At 64.5% G+C, this 17,642-nt stretch carries 14 protein-coding genes; 9 read left to right on the top strand and 5 right to left on the bottom strand.

What is annotated here, in order from left to right; translation table 11 throughout:
- Window positions 1–102: 102 nt before the first annotated feature.
- From AU465_RS23015 to AU465_RS23005, 3 genes are all read left to right on the top strand, one after another.
- Window positions 103–696 (top strand): TetR/AcrR family transcriptional regulator, encoded by a 594-nt coding sequence (locus AU465_RS23015; RefSeq protein ID WP_192253471.1) that lies wholly within the window; start codon window positions 103–105, stop codon window positions 694–696.
- On the top strand, window positions 696–1,625 hold the full coding sequence (locus tag AU465_RS23010) for a haloalkane dehalogenase (RefSeq protein ID WP_192253468.1): 930 nt from the start codon (window positions 696–698) through the stop codon (window positions 1,623–1,625). The genes AU465_RS23015 and AU465_RS23010 overlap by 1 nt, the downstream gene beginning before the upstream one ends.
- 97 nt (window positions 1,626–1,722) lie before the next feature.
- Complete coding sequence (locus tag AU465_RS23005; protein ID WP_192253465.1) at window positions 1,723–3,315, top strand: peptide chain release factor 3; 1,593 nt, start codon at window positions 1,723–1,725, stop codon at window positions 3,313–3,315.
- Window positions 3,316–3,362: 47 nt separating this feature from the next.
- Here AU465_RS23005 and AU465_RS23000 read toward each other — a convergent pair whose 3' ends face one another.
- Complete coding sequence (locus tag AU465_RS23000) at window positions 3,363–3,833, bottom strand: VOC family protein (protein WP_192253462.1); 471 nt, start codon at window positions 3,831–3,833, stop codon at window positions 3,363–3,365.
- Window positions 3,834–4,088: 255 nt separating this feature from the next.
- Here AU465_RS23000 and ilvD point away from each other — a divergent pair, with 255 nt between their 5' ends.
- Complete coding sequence (gene ilvD / locus AU465_RS22995; protein ID WP_192253459.1) at window positions 4,089–5,933, top strand: dihydroxy-acid dehydratase; 1,845 nt, start codon at window positions 4,089–4,091, stop codon at window positions 5,931–5,933.
- A 50-nt stretch (window positions 5,934–5,983) separates the two neighbouring features.
- On the opposite strand, the gene AU465_RS22990 is transcribed toward ilvD, so the two are convergent.
- Entirely contained in the window at window positions 5,984–7,738 is a 1,755-nt protein-coding gene (locus AU465_RS22990; RefSeq protein WP_192253456.1) for an ABC transporter ATP-binding protein, read from the bottom strand.
- A 174-nt stretch (window positions 7,739–7,912) separates the two neighbouring features.
- On the opposite strand from AU465_RS22990, the gene AU465_RS22985 reads away from it, so the two are divergent.
- Window positions 7,913–9,193 carry an amidohydrolase family protein gene (locus AU465_RS22985; protein ID WP_192253453.1) on the top strand — a complete coding sequence of 427 codons (1,281 nt, stop codon included), beginning with the start codon at window positions 7,913–7,915 and terminating at the stop codon, window positions 9,191–9,193.
- A gap of 262 nt (window positions 9,194–9,455) precedes the next feature.
- On the top strand, window positions 9,456–10,379 hold the full coding sequence (locus tag AU465_RS22980; RefSeq protein WP_192253450.1) for a DMT family transporter: 924 nt from the start codon (window positions 9,456–9,458) through the stop codon (window positions 10,377–10,379).
- A 21-nt stretch (window positions 10,380–10,400) separates the two neighbouring features.
- Here AU465_RS22980 and AU465_RS22975 read toward each other — a convergent pair whose 3' ends face one another.
- Entirely contained in the window at window positions 10,401–11,303 is a 903-nt protein-coding gene (locus AU465_RS22975) for a phosphotransferase family protein (RefSeq protein WP_192253447.1), read from the bottom strand.
- 98 nt (window positions 11,304–11,401) lie between these two features.
- On the opposite strand from AU465_RS22975, the gene AU465_RS22970 reads away from it, so the two are divergent.
- Window positions 11,402–12,034 carry a class I SAM-dependent DNA methyltransferase gene (locus AU465_RS22970; protein WP_192253444.1) on the top strand — a complete coding sequence of 211 codons (633 nt, stop codon included), beginning with the start codon at window positions 11,402–11,404 and terminating at the stop codon, window positions 12,032–12,034.
- Between the two features lie 15 nt (window positions 12,035–12,049).
- Here the strand turns inward: AU465_RS22970 and AU465_RS22965 are convergent, their stop codons facing one another.
- Both AU465_RS22965 and AU465_RS22960 read right to left on the bottom strand, forming a co-directional pair.
- Window positions 12,050–14,491 (bottom strand): GcvT family protein, encoded by a 2,442-nt coding sequence (locus tag AU465_RS22965; RefSeq protein ID WP_192253441.1) that lies wholly within the window; start codon window positions 14,489–14,491, stop codon window positions 12,050–12,052.
- Window positions 14,488–15,384 (bottom strand): phosphotransferase, encoded by an 897-nt coding sequence (locus AU465_RS22960; RefSeq protein ID WP_312891303.1) that lies wholly within the window; start codon window positions 15,382–15,384, stop codon window positions 14,488–14,490. The genes AU465_RS22965 and AU465_RS22960 overlap by 4 nt, the downstream gene beginning before the upstream one ends.
- 402 nt (window positions 15,385–15,786) lie before the next feature.
- Here AU465_RS22960 and AU465_RS22955 point away from each other — a divergent pair, with 402 nt between their 5' ends.
- Entirely contained in the window at window positions 15,787–16,551 is a 765-nt protein-coding gene (locus tag AU465_RS22955) for a DeoR/GlpR family DNA-binding transcription regulator (protein ID WP_192253438.1), read from the top strand.
- A 164-nt stretch (window positions 16,552–16,715) separates the two neighbouring features.
- Window positions 16,716–17,627 (top strand): LysR family transcriptional regulator, encoded by a 912-nt coding sequence (locus AU465_RS22950; protein WP_192253524.1) that lies wholly within the window; start codon window positions 16,716–16,718, stop codon window positions 17,625–17,627.
- Window positions 17,628–17,642: the final 15 nt, after the last annotated feature.

The raw sequence follows: 17,642 nt of genomic DNA, 5'->3' as shown, positions 1-17,642 counted from the left end.
TGACGACACAAGTCGCCACGCTGTTCTCCTTCATGCTGCGATGAGTTCGCCACCGCAAACCTACGAGCTTGACATAAATACGTACGTACGTATTATCCACGAATGGCTAGACAATCCCTTCGCGAAAACCTTCTCGACGCCGGCTTCCGGACGATCTGGAATTATGGCTACTCGGCGGCCGGCGTGCGCGACATCGTCGCTGCGGCCGGTGCCCGGCCGGGCTCCTTCACCAATCACTTTGCCTCGAAGGAAGAGTTCGCCGGCGAGGTGCTGGAGCGCTATTTCACCTATGTCAGCGGGCTGGTCGAAAAAGCACTGGCAAACGACGGCACGCCGCCCGCCGGCAGGCTGCGCCGCTATCTCGACGTCATCACCTCAAAGCTCGAAGCTCATGACTGGGCGCGCGGCTGCATGATCGGCAATCTCAGCCTTGAGACGGCGGTTCACAGCGAGCCGCTCAGGCTGCGGCTGGTCGACATTTTCGAGCGCTGGCGCCAGCCATTCGCGGCCTGCATCGCCGAGGGTCAGGCGGCGGGCGAGATCACCAACTCATTCGATGCCGAGGACCTCGCCGATTTCCTGTTGTCGTCCTGGCAGGGCGCAATGCTGCGCATGAAGGTCGAGCGCAATCCGGAGCCGCTCGAGCGGTTCAAGAAGATCGTCTTCGGCACCGTGTTTGGGAAGGAGAAAGCGTGATGAATTCGAAAACTGACGGACAACGGACCGGCGCTGCCGCCCTGCGGCGTTCACAAGTCGCCGTGCTCGATTCCACCATCTCCTATCTTGAGGCCGGCGTGGCCGGTCCGGCTGTGCTGTTCCTGCACGGCAACCCGACCTCCTCATACATCTGGCGCAACATCATTCCGCATGTCGCGCAGGTCGGCCGCTGCATCGCGCCGGACCTGATCGGTTATGGTCAGTCGGGCAAGCCCGACATCGACTACCGCTTCTTCGATCACGTCCGCTATCTCGACGCCTTCCTCGAGGCTCTCGACATCAAGGATCTGGTGATCGTCGCCCAGGACTGGGGCACCGCGCTTGCGTTCCATCTCGCGGCAAGGCGGCCACAGCGCATTCTGGGACTTGCCTTCATGGAATTCATCCGGCCCTTCGAGCGCTGGGAGGATTTCCATCAGCGCCCGCAGGCACGCGAGCTGTTCAAGGCGCTGCGCACGCCCGGCGTCGGTGAGAAGCTGGTGCTGGAGGAGAACGTCTTCGTCGAGAAAGTGCTGCCGGCTTCCGTGTTGCGGCCGATGCGCGGGGAGGAAATGGCCGCTTACCGGGCGCCGTTTTCGACAACCCAGTCGCGCAAGCCGGTGCTGCGCCTGCCACGGGAATTACCGATCGAAGGCCAGCCCGCCGACGTCGCCGCCATAAGCGAGCACGATCACCGGGCGCTGCGGCTCTCCTCCTATCCAAAACTGCTTCTCGCGGGCGATCCCGGTGCTCTGATCTCGCCGCAGGGGGCTCAGCAATTCGCCGCGGGGCTGAAGAACTGCCGCTTCATCAATTTGGGCCCGGGCGCCCATTATCTGCAGGAAGACCATCCAGACGCCATCGGCAGCGCCATCGCCGGCTGGCTGCCGGAGATCGCGAGTGCGAAAAGCATGGCCGAACTGGCCTGAGCAGGGGTGGCAGGGCCGAGGTCTTCTCCCGCCCATGTCGACAGGCCGCCGCAGCGCTGGTAGAAGCGCCGCCTGTCACACGGAACTCCTGGAAGAAATGCCCGAGACCATACCTGAAGAGGTTGCGCGCCGCCGCACATTCGCGATCATCGCGCACCCCGACGCCGGCAAGACCACGCTCACCGAAAAGCTGCTTCTGTTCGGCGGCGCCATCCAGCTTGCCGGCGAGGTCAAGGCGAAGAAAGACCGCATCCAGACCCGGTCGGACTGGATGAAGATCGAGCGCGAGCGCGGTATCTCGGTCGTCACCTCGGTGATGACCTTCGAATATGACGACAATGTCTTCAACCTGCTCGACACGCCCGGCCACGAGGATTTCGCCGACGACACTTATCGCACGCTATCGGCGGTTGACTCGGCCGTCATGGTCATAGACGCCGCCAAGGGCATCGAGCCGCGCACGCTGAAACTGTTCGAGGTCTGCCGACTGCGCGACATCCCGATCATCACCTTCGTCAACAAGATGGACCGCGAGAGCCGCGACCCGTTCGAGATCCTCGACGAGATCGAGCAGAAGCTGGCGCTGGACACGGCACCCGTCACCTGGCCGATCGGCCGCGGCAAGACTTTTTCCGGCACCTATCACTTGGCGCAGAACGCCGTGCGCAAGAGCGACGACGAGAAGGAGCGCACCCCGGTCCACGGCCCGGATTCCAACCGCGTCGCCGGCCTTTTGCCGGAAAACGAGCGCAACGACTTCATCGAGGAGCTGGAGCTGGCGCGCGAGGCCTGCCGCCCGCTCGATGTCGACGCTTTTCGCGAGGGTCACCTGACGCCGGTCTATTTCGGGTCGGCGCTGCGCAATTACGGCGTGCGCGATCTGATCGAGGCGCTCGGCGCCTACGGGCCGCCGCCGCGTGCGCAGGAAGCCGATGAACGAACGGTCGAGGCGACCGAGGAGAAGATGACCTCCTTCGTCTTCAAGATCCAGGCCAATATGGATCCCAACCATCGCGACCGCATCGCTTTCGTGCGCGTCTGCTCGGGCAAGCTCGAGCGCGGCATGAAGGCCAAGCTGGTGCGCACCGGCAAGCCGATGAGCCTGTCGGCGCCGCAGTTCTTCTTTGCCCGCACCCGCGTCACCGCCGACGAGGCCTTCGCCGGCGACGTCGTCGGCATTCCCAACCATGGCACGCTGCGCATCGGCGACACATTGACCGAAGGCGAGGAAATCCTGTTCCGCGGCGTGCCGAACTTCGCGCCGGAAATCCTACGCCGCGTCCGCCTTGGCGACGCGATGAAGGCCAAGAAGCTGAAGGAGGCGCTGCACCAGATGGCCGAGGAAGGCGTCGTGCAGCTGTTCTCGCCCGAGGACGGCTCGCCGGCGATCGTCGGCGTCGTCGGCGCGCTGCAGCTCGATGTGCTCAAGGAGCGGCTGAACATAGAATACACGCTTCCCGTGGATTTCGAGATGTCGCGCTTTTCCATCTGCCGCTGGATCTCGGCCGACGACAAGGCGGAGGTTCAGCGCTTCATCGAAGCGCATCGCGGCGACATCGCCCGCGACCTCGACAACGACCCGGTGTTCCTCGCCCAGCACGCCTTCTCGCTCAACTACGAAGCCGAGCGCTGGAAAGCGATCCGCTTCGCTGCGGTGAAGGATTACCAGGTGCGCGACAAAGCGGCTTGAGGCGCGGCGCTGCCTTCTCCCTCACATGAGGGGAGAAGGCAAGGCGCTCAGCCTTTCGCCGCCGCTTCCAGCTTGTCAATCTCGATCTTGCCCATCTGCATCATCGCGCTCATGACCCGGCCGGCCTTGGCCCTGTCCGGGTCCTGAAGCAGGCGCGGCAGTTGCTCCGGCACGACCTGCCAGGAAACGCCGAACTTGTCCTTCAGCCAGCTGCAGCGGCCGGGCTGGCCGCCGCCTTCGGTGAGTCTCGTCCAGAAATGGTCGACTTCATCCTGCGTCTTACAGTCGATCGACAGCGAGATCGCTTCGGTGAACTTGTATTGCGGCCCGCCGTTCAGCGCCTGGAAGGTCACGCCGTCGAGCTCGAACGAGGCCACCAGTACCTGGCCTTCCTGAGGATGGCCCTTGGGCCAGCGCGTCACGCTCAGCACCTTCGAATTCTCGAAGATGGAGATGTAATGGTTCATGGCCTCCTCGGCCTGGCCGTCGAACCACAGGAAGGTGGTGATCTTCTGCATGTCTTGCTCCTCGGACTTGTTCAGGTTGGTTTCATCTTCAAACGGCGCGCCGGCGATCTGGTGCCGTTTCCGTGCCGTCTGCCTCAAGGACGGACCGGCGGGGCGCGATCCGACAGCGATTTCAAATTTTCCTGAAGATTCGTGGCGCAGTGCAAAACTGTGGCAAGGCCGGACCTTGGTCGCTATAACCGCTGCCGACTGAAATTCAGCGCCGCCGCGCCGCGCTTGGCGAGGCCAGCCAGCAAGGACAATCCGATGCCTGCCTATCGTTCCCGCACCACCACCCATGGCCGCAACATGGCCGGCGCCCGCGGCCTGTGGCGCGCTACCGGCATGAAGGATTCGGATTTCGGCAAGCCGATCATCGCCGTGGTCAATTCCTTCACCCAGTTCGTGCCGGGCCATGTGCATCTGAAGGATCTCGGCCAGCTCGTCGCGCGCGAGATCGAGAAGGCCGGCGGCGTCGCCAAGGAGTTCAACACCATCGCCGTCGACGACGGCATCGCCATGGGCCATGACGGCATGCTCTATTCGCTGCCGTCGCGCGAGCTGATCGCCGACTCCGTCGAATACATGGTCAACGCGCATTGCGCCGACGCCATGGTCTGCATCTCCAATTGCGACAAGATCACGCCCGGCATGCTGATGGCCTCGTTGCGCCTCAACATCCCGACCGTCTTCGTCTCAGGCGGTCCGATGGAGGCCGGCAAGGTGGTGCTGGCCGGCAAGGCGCAGGCGCTCGACCTGGTCGACGCCATGGTTGCCGCCGCCGACGACCGTGTGTCGGACGAGGACGTCAAGGTCATCGAGCGCTCGGCCTGCCCGACCTGCGGCTCCTGCTCGGGGATGTTCACCGCGAACTCGATGAACTGCCTGACCGAGGCGCTGGGGCTCTCGCTGCCGGGCAACGGTTCGACTTTGGCCACCCACGCCGACCGCAAGCGCCTGTTCGTCGAGGCCGGCCATCTGATCGTCGATCTTGCCCAGCGCTATTACGAGCAGGAGGACGACAGCGCGCTGCCGCGCAGCATCGCGTCCAAGGGCGCCTTCGAAAACGCCATGGCGCTCGACATCGCCATGGGCGGCTCGACCAATACGGTGCTGCACATCCTCGCCGCCGCGCACGAAGGCGAGGTGGACTTCACCATGGAGGACATCGACCGGCTGTCGCGCAAGGTGCCGGTGCTCTGCAAGGTGGCGCCGGCCAAGGCCGACGTGCACATGGAGGACGTCCACCGCGCCGGCGGCATCATGGCGATCCTCGGCCAGCTCGACGCGGCTGGGCTGATCAACCGCGACCTGCCGACTGTTCATACTGCTTCCCTCGGCGAGGCGCTCGACCATTGGGACATCGCCCGCACTTCCGCCGAGAACGTGCGCGAGTTCTTTCGCGCCGCCCCCGGCGGCGTGCCGACGCAGGTCGCCTTCGGCCAGGACCGCCGCTGGGACGAGCTCGACACGAACCGCGAGACGGGCGTCATCCGCTCGGCCGAGCATCCCTTCTCCAAGGATGGCGGCCTCGCCGTGTTGAAGGGCAATCTGGCGCTCGACGGCTGTATCGTGAAGACCGCCGGCGTCGACGAGTCGATCCTGAAATTCACCGGCCCGGCCCGCGTCTTCGAAAGCCAGGACGCTTCCGTCAAGGCGATCCTCGGCAACGAGGTCAAGGCGGGCGACATCGTCGTCATCCGCTATGAGGGACCGCGCGGCGGCCCCGGCATGCAGGAGATGCTCTACCCGACCAGCTATCTGAAATCGAAGGGCCTCGGTAAAGCCTGCGCGCTGATCACCGACGGCCGCTTCTCCGGCGGCACGTCGGGCCTGTCGATCGGCCATGTCTCGCCGGAGGCGGCCGAGGGCGGGTTGATCGGGCTGGTTCAGGAAGGCGACACGATCGAGATCGACATCCCCAACCGCGGGATCCATCTCGCCGTCAGCGAGGCGGAGCTCGACGCGCGCCGCAAGGCAATGGCGGCAAAGGGCGCGGATGCGTGGAAGCCGACGGAAAAGCGCAAGCGCAAGGTGACGACGGCGCTGCGCGCCTACGCCGCCTTCGCCACCAGCGCCGACAAGGGCGCGGTGCGGCGCGTGCCGGAGTAGGCCAGTACGACCTCCCCTTCTCCCACAAGTGGGAGAAGGGAGAGCCCGCGCTACGGCATCAGCTGATACTCATAGAGCTTCTGATACAACCCACCCTGCTTCAGCAGCGTCTTGTGCGGGCCGCTTTCCTGCACCTTGCCGTTCTCCAGCACCACGATCGTGTCGGCCTGGTGCACCGTCGACAGCCGGTGCGCGATGACGATCGTCGTGCGCCCGACGGTGAGCTGCTGCAGCGCGTCGCGGAACAGCGCCTCCGACTCGGCGTCTAGCGCGCTGGTCGCTTCGTCGAGCAGCAGGATCTCGGCATTGCGCAGCATGGCGCGCGCGATCGAGATGCGCTGGCGCTGGCCGCCGGAGAGCAGCGAGCCGTTCTCGCCCACCTCCGTCTCATAGCCCTTGGCCATGGCGCTGATGAAGTCATGCGCGTTGGCCGCCTTGGCGGCGGCGATCACGTCCTCGTCGGTCGCATTCTCACGGCCGAGGCGGATGTTGTGCATGATCGTGCCGGCAAACAGGAAAGTATCCTGGCTGACATAGGCGATCTTCTGCCTGACCGAATCGAGCGTGGCGAAGGAGATGTCCTGGCCGTCGAACTCCACCTTGCCGCTTTGCGGGTCGTACATGCGCATGATCAGGTTGAGGATCGTCGACTTGCCGCTGCCGGAAGGCCCGACCAGCGCCGTCATCTTGCCGGCCGCGAGCGTCAGGTTGAAACCTTCGAACACCGGCGGGCTCTCCGGATAGGCGAAGCTGACATTGTCGAACCGGATTTCGCCAGGACCGGGCTGCAACGGCTCGGCGTTGGGCTTTTCGGCCAGCGTCAGCGGCCGGTCGCCGAGTTGGAACATCATGCGCACGCCGACGATGCCGGTTTCCAGCGAAATGCGTACGCGAGCGAGGCGCTTTGCCGGCTCATAGGCCAGGAGCAGCGCCGCGATGAAGGCCATGATGTTGCCCGGCATCTGGCCGCCTTCCAGCACCAGGAATCCGCTGACGAAGACGGCGCCGGCGATCGCCAGACCGGCAAGCGTTTCCATCACCGGACTGGTGGCCGCCTCGAGCGTCGCAATGTTGTTGGCGCGGTTCTCGACGTCGGCAACTGCCTTGTACATGCGCTTGCGCATCGCGCCTTCGAGATTGAAGGATTTGACGACGCGCACGCCGATCGCCGTTTCCTGCATCACATGCACGATCTGGGCGAGCGATCGGAATTCCATCTTGGCGATCTGTCGGACACGTTTCAGGATGCGGTTGACGCCGTAGACCGCAACCGGTCCGACGACGAAGCAGATCAACGATAGCGCCGGCTGCTCCCAAACCATCACCACTACCAGCACGATCAACGTCACCAGGTCGCGCACATAGGACGTTACGACGAGGTCGAGCACGCTGCGCGCGGCCTGCGCGTTGTTGGTCATGCGGGTGATCAGGTCGGACGACGAGGTCGAATGGTAGAACTCGATGCCTTGCGCGAGGATCCGGTCATAGATCTTGCGCTGTCGGTCGGCGATGATCGCGTTGCCGACCCGGCTCATGAAATAGGACTGTACAAAAGTTGCGAGGCCCTTGAGCAGAAAGATCGCGGCCACCCCAACGGCAATCAGGTTGACGCGATCAGCTCTCTTGTAGACCACGAATTCGTTGGTGATCTCCTTCAGGATCCAGGCGCTGGCGCCCGTCATGGCGGCCACCACCAGCATCGACACAATGGCTGCGCCATAGCCGAATTTGTGCTCCCGGAAGGATTCCTTCACCAGCCTTGCGACAAGGCGCTGGTTCTCCGTCGAGCGGAAGAAACGAAACAACGGCCGATCCCATGCCTGGCTTGAGCGATTTCGGATTCGCCACGAAGGCGCGAGGCGGCTTATAGAGCGAGTTGCCGCCGGATGGAACCATGCGCCGTCAAGACAAGGAAACGGCTGCGGTGGGATGTCTTTTCGGCCATGATGACGGCCGGTTCTAGAGAGGGATGACGACAGATGGATTTCGACCTCATCGTGCGCGGCGGCACGCTGCCGGACGGCAGGATTGCCGATATCGGCATCACCGGCGAGACCATCCAGGCGATCGAGCCACAGTTGCAAGGCTCCGCACGGACCGAGATCGACGCGCGCGGCGATCTTGTCTCGCCGCCCTTCGTCGATCCGCACTTCCATATGGACGCCACGCTCTCCTACGGCATTCCGCGCATCAACGCTTCCGGCACGCTGCTCGAAGGCATCGCGCTCTGGGGCGAGCTGAAGCCGCTCTTGACGCATGAGGCCGTGCGCGACCGGGCGCTCGCCTATTGCGACTGGGCGGTGTCGATGGGCCTGCTTGCCATCCGCAGCCATGTCGATGTCTGCGACGACCGGCTGCTCGCCGTCGAGGCGCTGCTCGACGTGAAGAAGACCGTCGCGCCCTATATCGATTTGCAGCTGGTCGCCTTTCCGCAGGATGGGCTCTACCGCTCGCCGACGGCGCGCGAGAATACGATCCGCGCGCTGGATATGGGCGTCGACATCGTCGGCGGCATCCCGCATTTCGAGCGCACCATGGCCGACGGCACGCGCTCGGTGACGGAGCTCTGCGAGATCGCCGCCAAACGCGGTCTGATGGTCGATATGCATTGCGACGAGACCGACGACCCGCTGTCGCGCCATATCGAGCAGCTCGCCTACGAAACGCAGCGCCTCGGCCTGCAGGGCAGGGCGGCCGGCTCGCACCTCACCTCCATGCATTCCATGGACAATTACTATGTCTCGAAGCTCTTGCCGCTGATTGCCGAAGCCGGCGTCTCGGCGATCCCCAATCCGCTGATCAACATCATGCTGCAGGGCCGCCACGACACCTTTCCGAAGCGACGCGGCCTGACCCGGGTGAAGGAGATGCTGGCGCTCGGCATCCGCGTCGGCTGGGGCCAGGATTGCGTGCTCGACCCCTGGTATTCGCTGGGCACCGCCGACATGCTCGACGTCGCCTTCATGGGCCTGCACGTCGCCCAGATGTCGAGCCCGGCCGACATGGCGCGCTGTTTCGACATGGTCACCAACGTCAACGCCGCCATCATGGGCCTAGATCATCTCGGCCTTGCGGTCGGCAAGCGGGCCAGCCTCGTCGTGCTCGATGCCGGCAACGCCATCGAAGCGGTACGTCTTCGCCCGGAACGCCTTTGCGTCATCGCCCGAGGCAAGGTGGTCGCGGAACGGACGAAGCAGGAAACGCGGCTGTCGATCGCCGGCCGCCCAGCGCAGGTGAACAGGCGGCACAAGTCCACTTAGTGTCTCCGCGTGGAGCAGGGGACGAAGCGACACGCAAAGCCGTGACATGGTCGAAGAATGCGGCGTGCAACGTGAGATTTGTAGCATTTCCCCCTCTGCCCGGCCGGGCAGAGGGGGGCGCTGTCCCGCCGGCCTCTCAAAGTTTCTGCATCACCGCAACGCCCCTGCACAGTGCTACTAGAACCAGCCGATTTCCGCCGCTGGTCTTACCGGTTCCCCGAATTTCACTCGTCAAACCGCCGGCTTGCAGCTAGGGAGCCGCATGGTTCAGACCGTTGCGCGCAATTTTACGATCAGGAACGTCCTGCTCGCCGGCATCCTCTTGATGCTGGCCGGCGACTTCATGTTCGCGCTGAACGACGCGATGGGCAAATGGCTGGTCGCCTCCTTCTCGGTCGGCGAGGTGGTGCTGATCCGCTCCATCGGCGCCTTCTTCGTGCTTGGACCGATGATCGCCAACCAGGGCGCGGGCAAGCTGTTTCAGATGGAACGGCCGCTGCTGCAGTTCCTGCGTGTGGTGGCGACGACGCTCGACACCGGGCTGTTCTACGCCGCCGTCGTCTATCTGCCGCTCGCCGACGTGATGAGCTTCTACATGGCCGGCCCGATCTATGTCGCGGCGCTCTCGCATCTTTTGCTCGGCGAAAAGGTCGGCTGGCGACGCTGGCTGGCAATCCTGGTCGGCTTCTGCGGCGTGCTGATTATCCTCAAACCCTCGTCGGCGGCGTTCTCGCTGTCGTCGACCTATGCGCTGATCGGCAGCGTCGCCTTTGGCTTCGCCATCATCCTCGGCCGGCGTTTGCGTGGAACGAGTGACACGACGCTTGTCACCTGGCAGACCATCGGCACATTGATTGTCGGCGGCGCGCTGACCATCGGCGCCTGGCGCACGCCGACCGCGCTCGATTCCGGCGCCATGCTGTTGCTCGGCGTCGTCTCCTGCGCCGCTCATCTGATGATCACCAGGGCGCTCAAGCTGGCGCCTGCCTCGACGCTGGCGCCGTTGCACTACAGCCTGCTTCTGTGGGCCATTGTCTTTGGCCTGGTTTTCTTCGGCGATGTGCCGAGCCCGCGCATCCTCGCCGGTTCGGCAATCGTCGTGCTCGCCGGCATCTTCATCTTCCACCGCCAGAAGGTGGTGGAAACCGTCGTGCCGCCGGAAAACGTGCCGAAGGGCGTGAACTGAACCTCAGGATTTTTCCGCTGCTCAGCCAGCCCGCACAGCTCCAAGGTGCCGTGAAAACTCCGGCGTCTCCATTAGCGCCTTGCAGCGGGCGAAGCGGCCGTCGGCATAGGCGCGGAAATCGTCGACCGGATTGTTGTTGGCGAGCTGGATCAGCCCCCAAAGCGTCCAGAGCAGGTCGCACATCGCCTTGTAGATGACGACGCGGCCGCGCTCCGCCGGCTTCGCCTCGCCGCCGAAATAAGCGCGCAGCAGTTCCTCGTCCTGGCCCGTATCGAACTTGCCTTCGACCGAGAGATCGCCGAGGTCCCACAGCGGATCGTTCATGCCGGAATATTCCCAGTCGACGATCCACATTCGCTCGCCAGTATCGAGGAAGTTCTCGCAGAGCGGATCGCAGTGGCAGGCGGCGAGATGGATCGGATGGGCGGCAAGTGCTTCTCGCACCACTGCGGCCTCGCGCACCACGTCATGATAGCCGATGGGCAGCGCCACATCCTTGGTCGACAGGACCTTCAGATAGTCGTCGATCATCGCGAATAGCTCGAAGCGGAATGGAAAGACGGCGCCGGACAAATGCAGCTTGCGGAAGGCCTCGCCCGCGCGGGCCGGGCTGCCCTGTCTGGCCTTGAATTTCTCCGGCGACATTGTTTCCGCGCCGGTGATGAAGCGTGTCGCCATCAGGCCTGACGCGGGATCGACATAGAGCACGTCGGGGCTGACGCCGGCCTTGGCCGCCTCGCGCGCCGCCACCGCCTCGTTGGCGCGGTTGATATATTCCTCCGTGCCTTTGCCGGGAATGCGCAGGCAGAGCCCGCCTGCCCTGTAGACACGGTTGGTAAGGCCGCCCAGCCGCTCAAGCGGACCCTCGTACCCGGCAAGCACCGGAATGGCGGCCAGCGCCGCGCGCGCCTCGTCCATCGTCATCCCCCTTTACCATCACGCCATGTTTTACGGCGGAACGGTTCCACAGTTTTTGCCGCTTGGCTACCATGGGACGACGCGAATCGGCGGCGGGAACGGCAATGACGGACGGCAAGCACAACAGCGCGCTCGGCGCGGCGTACGCGGCGACGCAGCCGGAGGAAGTGGCGGCGATCTATGACCGCTGGTCCGAGACCTATGACGCCGACATGTCGGCGGCGGGCTATCGCCACCCGACGATCTGCCTGGCGCTGCTTGCCCGCCATCTGCCACGCGGCGCCGAACCTTTGCTCGATGCCGGCGCCGGCACCGGCCTGATCGGCGAATGGCTGGCCATCACCGGTTACCCACAAGTCGAGGCGCTCGACATCTCGCAAGGCATGCTGGACAAGGCAGGGGCGAAGGGCGTCTACACGGCCCTGCATTGCCTGGCGCTCGGCGATGACTTACCCTTCGCCGACGGCGCCTATGCCGGCATCGTCTCGGCTGGCGTGTTCACCTCGGGCCATGTCGGGATCGAAGGCCTGGACGAGTTGATCCGCATCTGCCGCCCGGGCGGCATCATCGTGCTGACGGTCAAGAACACGCTGTGGCAGGCCGGCTTTGCGGAGCGGATCGGCGAGCTCGAGGCGACGGGCGCCATTACCCGCATCGAAGAGACTCGTCCCTATGCCTCGATGCCCGGCAAGGCCGACACGGTGCCGAGCCGTGGCCTGGTGCTGCGCGTCGGCTGAGCCGCTTTCCCTGGATTAAGCCCTAATTTTCTCTCCCGCCGGATCGTACATCGGCTCGAGATGGATTTTTGCCGGCGTGCGATCCATCGCCACGACCAGCTCGCAGTCCCCTGAGGCGAGGAAATCGTCGCTGACGCCGTCGGCGTTGCGCACATAGCCGTAGCCGATGTTCTTGCCCAGCGTGTAGCCATAGCCGCCGCTGGTGAGATAGCCGACCGGCTCGCCGTTGCGCAGGATCGTCTCGCGCCCAACCAGAACGACCTCCGGATCGTCGACCGTGAAGCCGGCAAAGCGTTTTGCCAGCGGCTTGCCGGCCGCGTTCTCCAGCGCCCGCCGTCCGACGAAGTCGGTGTTCTTCCTGAGCTTCACCGCCCAGCCGAGACCTGCTTCCTGCGGCGTGTCGTTTGGCGTGATGTCGGAGCCCCAGGCGCGGTATCCCTTCTCCAGCCGGAGCGATTCCAGCGCCCGGTAGCCGACGGGACGGATGTCACGCTGTTTTCCCGCCGCCATCAGCGCATCGAAAATTTCGCCTGTGGCGGCGATCGGCACATGCAACTCCCAGCCGAGCTCGCCGACATAGGTCACCCGCAGCGCCCGGACGGTGTGGCCGGCAATCGCGATCTCGCGCGCGTGGCCGAAGGGGAAGGCGGCGTTCGAGACATCCGCACCCGTCACCGCCGACAGCACGTCGCGAGCGCGTGGCCCCATCAGCGACAGCGTGCCGAAATCCTCGGTAACGTCTCTCAGTGTCGCGTCGAGCCCCTGGCCGATATGGTCGCCGATCCATGAAAGATCGTGTGTTCGGAAGCCGGTGCCGGTAACGATGTAGAACCGGTCCTCGCCGAGCCGCGCCACCGTGAGGTCCGCCTCGATGCCGCCGCGCGTGTTGAGAAGCTGCGTGTAGGTCAGCCGCCCGACCGGCTTGTCGATGTCGTTGGCGCAGATCCAGTCGAGCGCCTTCAGCGCGTCGGCGCCGGTCATCTCGAATTTAGCAAAGGAGGATTGGTCGAATATGCCGACCTTCTCGCGCACATGGCGGTGCTCGTCGCCGACCGGGGCAAACCAGTTCTGCCGGTCCATCGAATAGATGTCTTCAGGCTCGATCCCTTCCGGCGCGAACCAGTTCGGCCGCTCCCAGCCGAGTTTCGAGCCGAATATGGCGCGGTGTGTCTTCAGCCGCTCGTAGAGCGGCGAGACGATGCGTGGCCGGCCGGAAAGATATTCCTCATGCGGAAAGCCGATCGTGTAGTGCTTGCCATAGGCTTCCAGCGTGCGGTCGCGGACCCAGTCGCGGTCGCGATGCAGGCCGGAAAAGCGCCTGATATCGACCACCCAGAGGTCGAGCGGCGCCTCGCCGTCGACCACCCATTGCGCCAGCACCCAGCCGGCGCCGCCGCCGGACGCGATGCCGAAGGCGTTGAAGCCGGCGCCGACGAACATGTTGGCGCATTCGGGCGCGACGCCCAGGATGAAATTGCCGTCCGGCGTGAAGCTTTCCGGCCCGTTGATCATCTGCTTGACGCCGGCGTTGGCCAGCGCCGGCACCCGCTCGATCGCCTGGGCCATGTGCTGCTCGAAGTGATCGTAGTCGTCGTCGAACAGGCGGAACTCCCAATCGTTGGGAACGTCCCCCGTCGTCCAGGCCTGCGGGTTCGGCTCGTAGCCGCCCATCACCAGCCCGCCGACCTCCTCCTTGAAATAGGTGCGGCGGTCGGGATCGCGGATCGTCGGCGCGTCGTTGGCGAGCCCCTCGATCTTCTCGGTGATGATATACTGGTGCTTGACCGGCTGCAGCGGCACGTTGATGCCGGCCAGGGCGCCGACCTGCCTTGCCCACTGTCCGGCGCAGTTCACCACCTTGTCGCAGGCGATGTCGCCCTTTTCGGTCTTCACCGCGGTGATGCGGCCCTCCTTCATCTCGAAGCCGGTGACGCGCACGCCCTCGAAAAGTTTTGCCCCATGCATGCGCGCGCCCTTGGCGAGCGACTGCGTGATGTCGGATGGGCTCGCCTGGCCATCGGTCGGCAGCCAGGAGGCGCCGACGAGGTCGCCGGTTTCCATCAGCGGCCACATGCGCTTCACCTCGGCCGGCGACAATAGCTGCATGTCCATGCCGAAGCTCTTGGCGGTGGTCGCCAGCCGCTTGAACTCGGTCCAGCGGTCGGTGTTCGTCGCCAGCCGCAAACAGCCGGTCATCTTCCAGCCGGTCGCCAGCCCGGTTTCGGCTTCAAGGCCCTTGTAGAGCTCGACCGAATATTTGAGCACGCGGGTGATCGAAGCCGAGGAGCGCAACTGCCCGACCAGCCCGGCTGCGTGCCAGGTCGAGCCCGAGGTCAGTTTGCCCTGTTCGAGCAGCACCACCTCGGCCTTGTGGTCGCGCGCCAGATGATAGGCGGTCGAGCAGCCGATGATGCCGCCGCCGATGACGACGATCCCGGCATGGCTGGGCAAGGTCATGGCTTTGTTCCGTATTTCGTCCGGTAGTTTTCCAGCGCCGCGTCGAGCCGCACGAGGTTCTCCTCGGTATAGGCGACGTAGTCGATGCCGGGCGCGTCGAGATAGAGTTCGGAGACCATGCTCCACATCGCCTCGCGCAGCAGCGAGGCGCATTGCATGGCGGCATGCGACCGCCGGATTTCGCTATCCGGCTCCTTCATGAAATAGGCGGTCAGGAAGGCGAAGGACTCGTCGTCGTTCATGCCGGCATTGGAGGCAGCGCCCGCGAGGTCGAACATGGCCGTGTTGAAGCCTGCATATTCGAAATCGATCAGCCACAGCCTTTTACCGTCGTCGAGGATGTTGGCCGGCAAAAGATCATTGTGGCCGAAGACGATCGGTAAAAGCTTCTGCGCCCGTTCGAGCTCGTCCGCTAGCGTAAGATAGCGCGGCAGCTCCTCCTTCTTGCGGCTGCCGCCTTCGTCCAGCGTGCGGGCGTAATCACGGATGACGTGGAACACCCAGAACATGAAACCCGGTCCGGAGACGTGGTTGGGCATCTCGCGGTGGAAGCCGCGCAACAGCGCCGCCACGCGGCCGAGATCGGCGCGCACGTCCTCGGCGAGGAAGGTCCTCGCGCCGAGGAATTCTGTCACTAGAATTCCGGGCTCGGCATAATGCACGGCCGGCGCGAAGCCAGCCGCATGCGCCGCCCGCGCCGTCATCACCTCGCGCTCGCGAAAGACATGATGGAACGGGAAGTCCTGGCCGAAGCGCACCACATGCCGTCCGGCGGCGTCCGTGACGACGTAATTGGCGTTGCTGAGGCCGCCCGGCAGCGGCTCGATCTCGACGCTGCCGCTCCAGCAGGGCAGGGCGCGGATGCGGTCTTCGGCGATTGCGGGGGCGCTCACGGGTTCGTTCCTGCTTCAGCCGGTTTTCGACAAGGCACCGGTTTCTGACAAAGCGATGATTGAGAACAGAAAAAGCCTCGTCGGTGCGGAACGCCGGGATCGATATCCCACACCGCACCGACGAGCCCCTTGGCCAGGTTTAGGATCCCGGCATCCGCCCCCGCGGATTCGAAAAAAGCTCGCGCCAGGCACGTTCCAGAAAATCTGGTCGGTCGATTGCGGCTCTGCCATCACCCTCCTGCGGCAGTTCCGAGCCTGTCACTGCACCAATCTCACGCCAGCGTGATGTTGCTGTCAATAAAAAGCTGTGACCTTTTTTGGGTGTTTTGCCCGAAAATATAAGCAATTCCTTTAAAAGCGCTAGGAATGCCTTAGAATCGGTCAGAATTCCCGGATATCCACATGATCCATTCGAAACGGCATGGCGAGATCCTGCGGCTCCTCAACGAGGAGGGCACCATCACCATTGCCAGCCTGGCCGAGCGCCTGGGCGTGTCGCTGGAGACGGTACGGCGCGATGTCAGGCCGCTCACCGACGAGGGATCGATCCTGAAGATGCACGGCGCCGTCAGCCTGCCGTCGATGGCGGGAGAAGCGCCGTTCGAACGCCGCATGCGCGAGAATGCCGAGGCAAAGCGCCTGATTGCCCGAATGGTCGCGGCCACCATCCGCGACGGCGAGTCGATCATGCTCGACACCGGCACCACCACGTCCTTCCTGGCGCGCGAGCTGCTCGGCCATCGACGGCTGACGGTGGTCACCAACTCGTCCGACATCGCCCGCACGCTGGCGACCGTGAACGGCAACAAGGTCTATATGGCCGGCGGCGAATTGCGCAGCGATTCAGGCGCTGCCCTCGGCGTCACGGCGATCGAGTTCGTCAGCCGCTTCTCGGTCAGCCACGCCGTGATCTCCATCGGCGCGGTCGACGCGGTCGCGGGCCTGACCGACTACGAGCTGGAGGAGGCCGAGTTCGCCCGCATGGTGCTGTCGCGCGGCCAGCGCTCGCTGGTCATCACCGACCATACCAAGTTCGGCCGGCAGGGGCTGGTTCAGGTCTGCGGCTTCGACGGTTTTTCCGAACTTGCCACCGACCAGTCGCCGCCGCGCGACATCGCCGCCGCGCTCAGCCAGGCCGGAGCGCGGCTTAGCATTGCGGCGGCCTAGAGCAATTCCGGGAAAAGTGTGTCGCGGTTTTCCGTCCGGAATTGCGCAAAGCAAAGAGATAGAGCGGCTCGACGTTTCCGTGAAACGGTGAGCCGCTCGAGCGCGACACGGACAAAGCCGACCGCCGGCTTTCCTTCTATGCCGCGCCAGTGTTTAGTTCGGCCATGGCCTTCACCATCCGCCAACTCCAGTTCTTCGTCGCCGTCGCCGAGCAGGGCACGGTCTCCGGCGCCGCGCAGAACCTTTCGATCTCGCAATCCTCGGTCACCGAGGCGATCAAGGAGCTGGAGAGCGATCTCGGCGTCGAACTGTTCGAGCGTCATCCGCGCGGCCTGAACATCACCCACAAGGGTCACCAGTTCCTGCGCCACGCGACAAAGATCCTGGCCGATGTTTCCGACGCGCGTCGCGCCTTCCTCGGCGATCAACTGACGGCGGGCGGGCGGCTCCAGCTCGGCGTCACCTCGCTGGTTGCCGGCTATGTGCTCTCCGACCTGCTGGCGCGCTACCGCCGCGCCTATCCGAGCGTCGAAGTCTCAGCCATCGAGGACAATGGCGACTATCTCGAACACCTTCTGGTCGGCGGCAAGCTCGACATCGCCGTCATGGTCACCTCGAATTTGCGCGACCGCACCGCGCTGCAGTCCGAAATCCTCGAGGTCTCGGCCTATCGGCTTTGGCTGCCGCTCAGCCATAAGCTCGCCAGCGCCGATATCATCAGTATCGGCGACATTGCGTCCGAGCCGCTGATCATGCTCACCGTCGACGAGATCGAGGAAAACACCGGCAAGCTGCTGTCGGCGATTGGCGCGAGACCCCATGTCGCCTTCCGCACCCGCTCCGTCGAGGCGGTGCGCAGCCTTGTCGCCACGGGGGCCGGCGTGGCGCTCCTGCCCGATCTCGTCTACCGCCCCTGGTCGCTGGAAGGCGACCGCATCGAATCCCGCGATATCTCCGGTTCGCTTCCGGTGGTCCAGGTCGGCATGGTCTGGCGCCGCGGTTCCGGTCTGCCGCAGGCCGCGCGCGACTTCATCGGCCTTGCCCAGTCGCAGCGCATGTTCCGGCAGCGGCTCTGAATTATCTATCGGAAA

Source organism: Mesorhizobium silamurunense (assembly GCF_014843905.1).
In the GTDB taxonomy this organism is placed as follows: domain Bacteria; phylum Pseudomonadota; class Alphaproteobacteria; order Rhizobiales; family Rhizobiaceae; genus Mesorhizobium; species Mesorhizobium silamurunense.
Note: the sequence above shows the minus strand (reverse complement) of the source record. Positions and strands in the feature narration are given on the sequence as shown.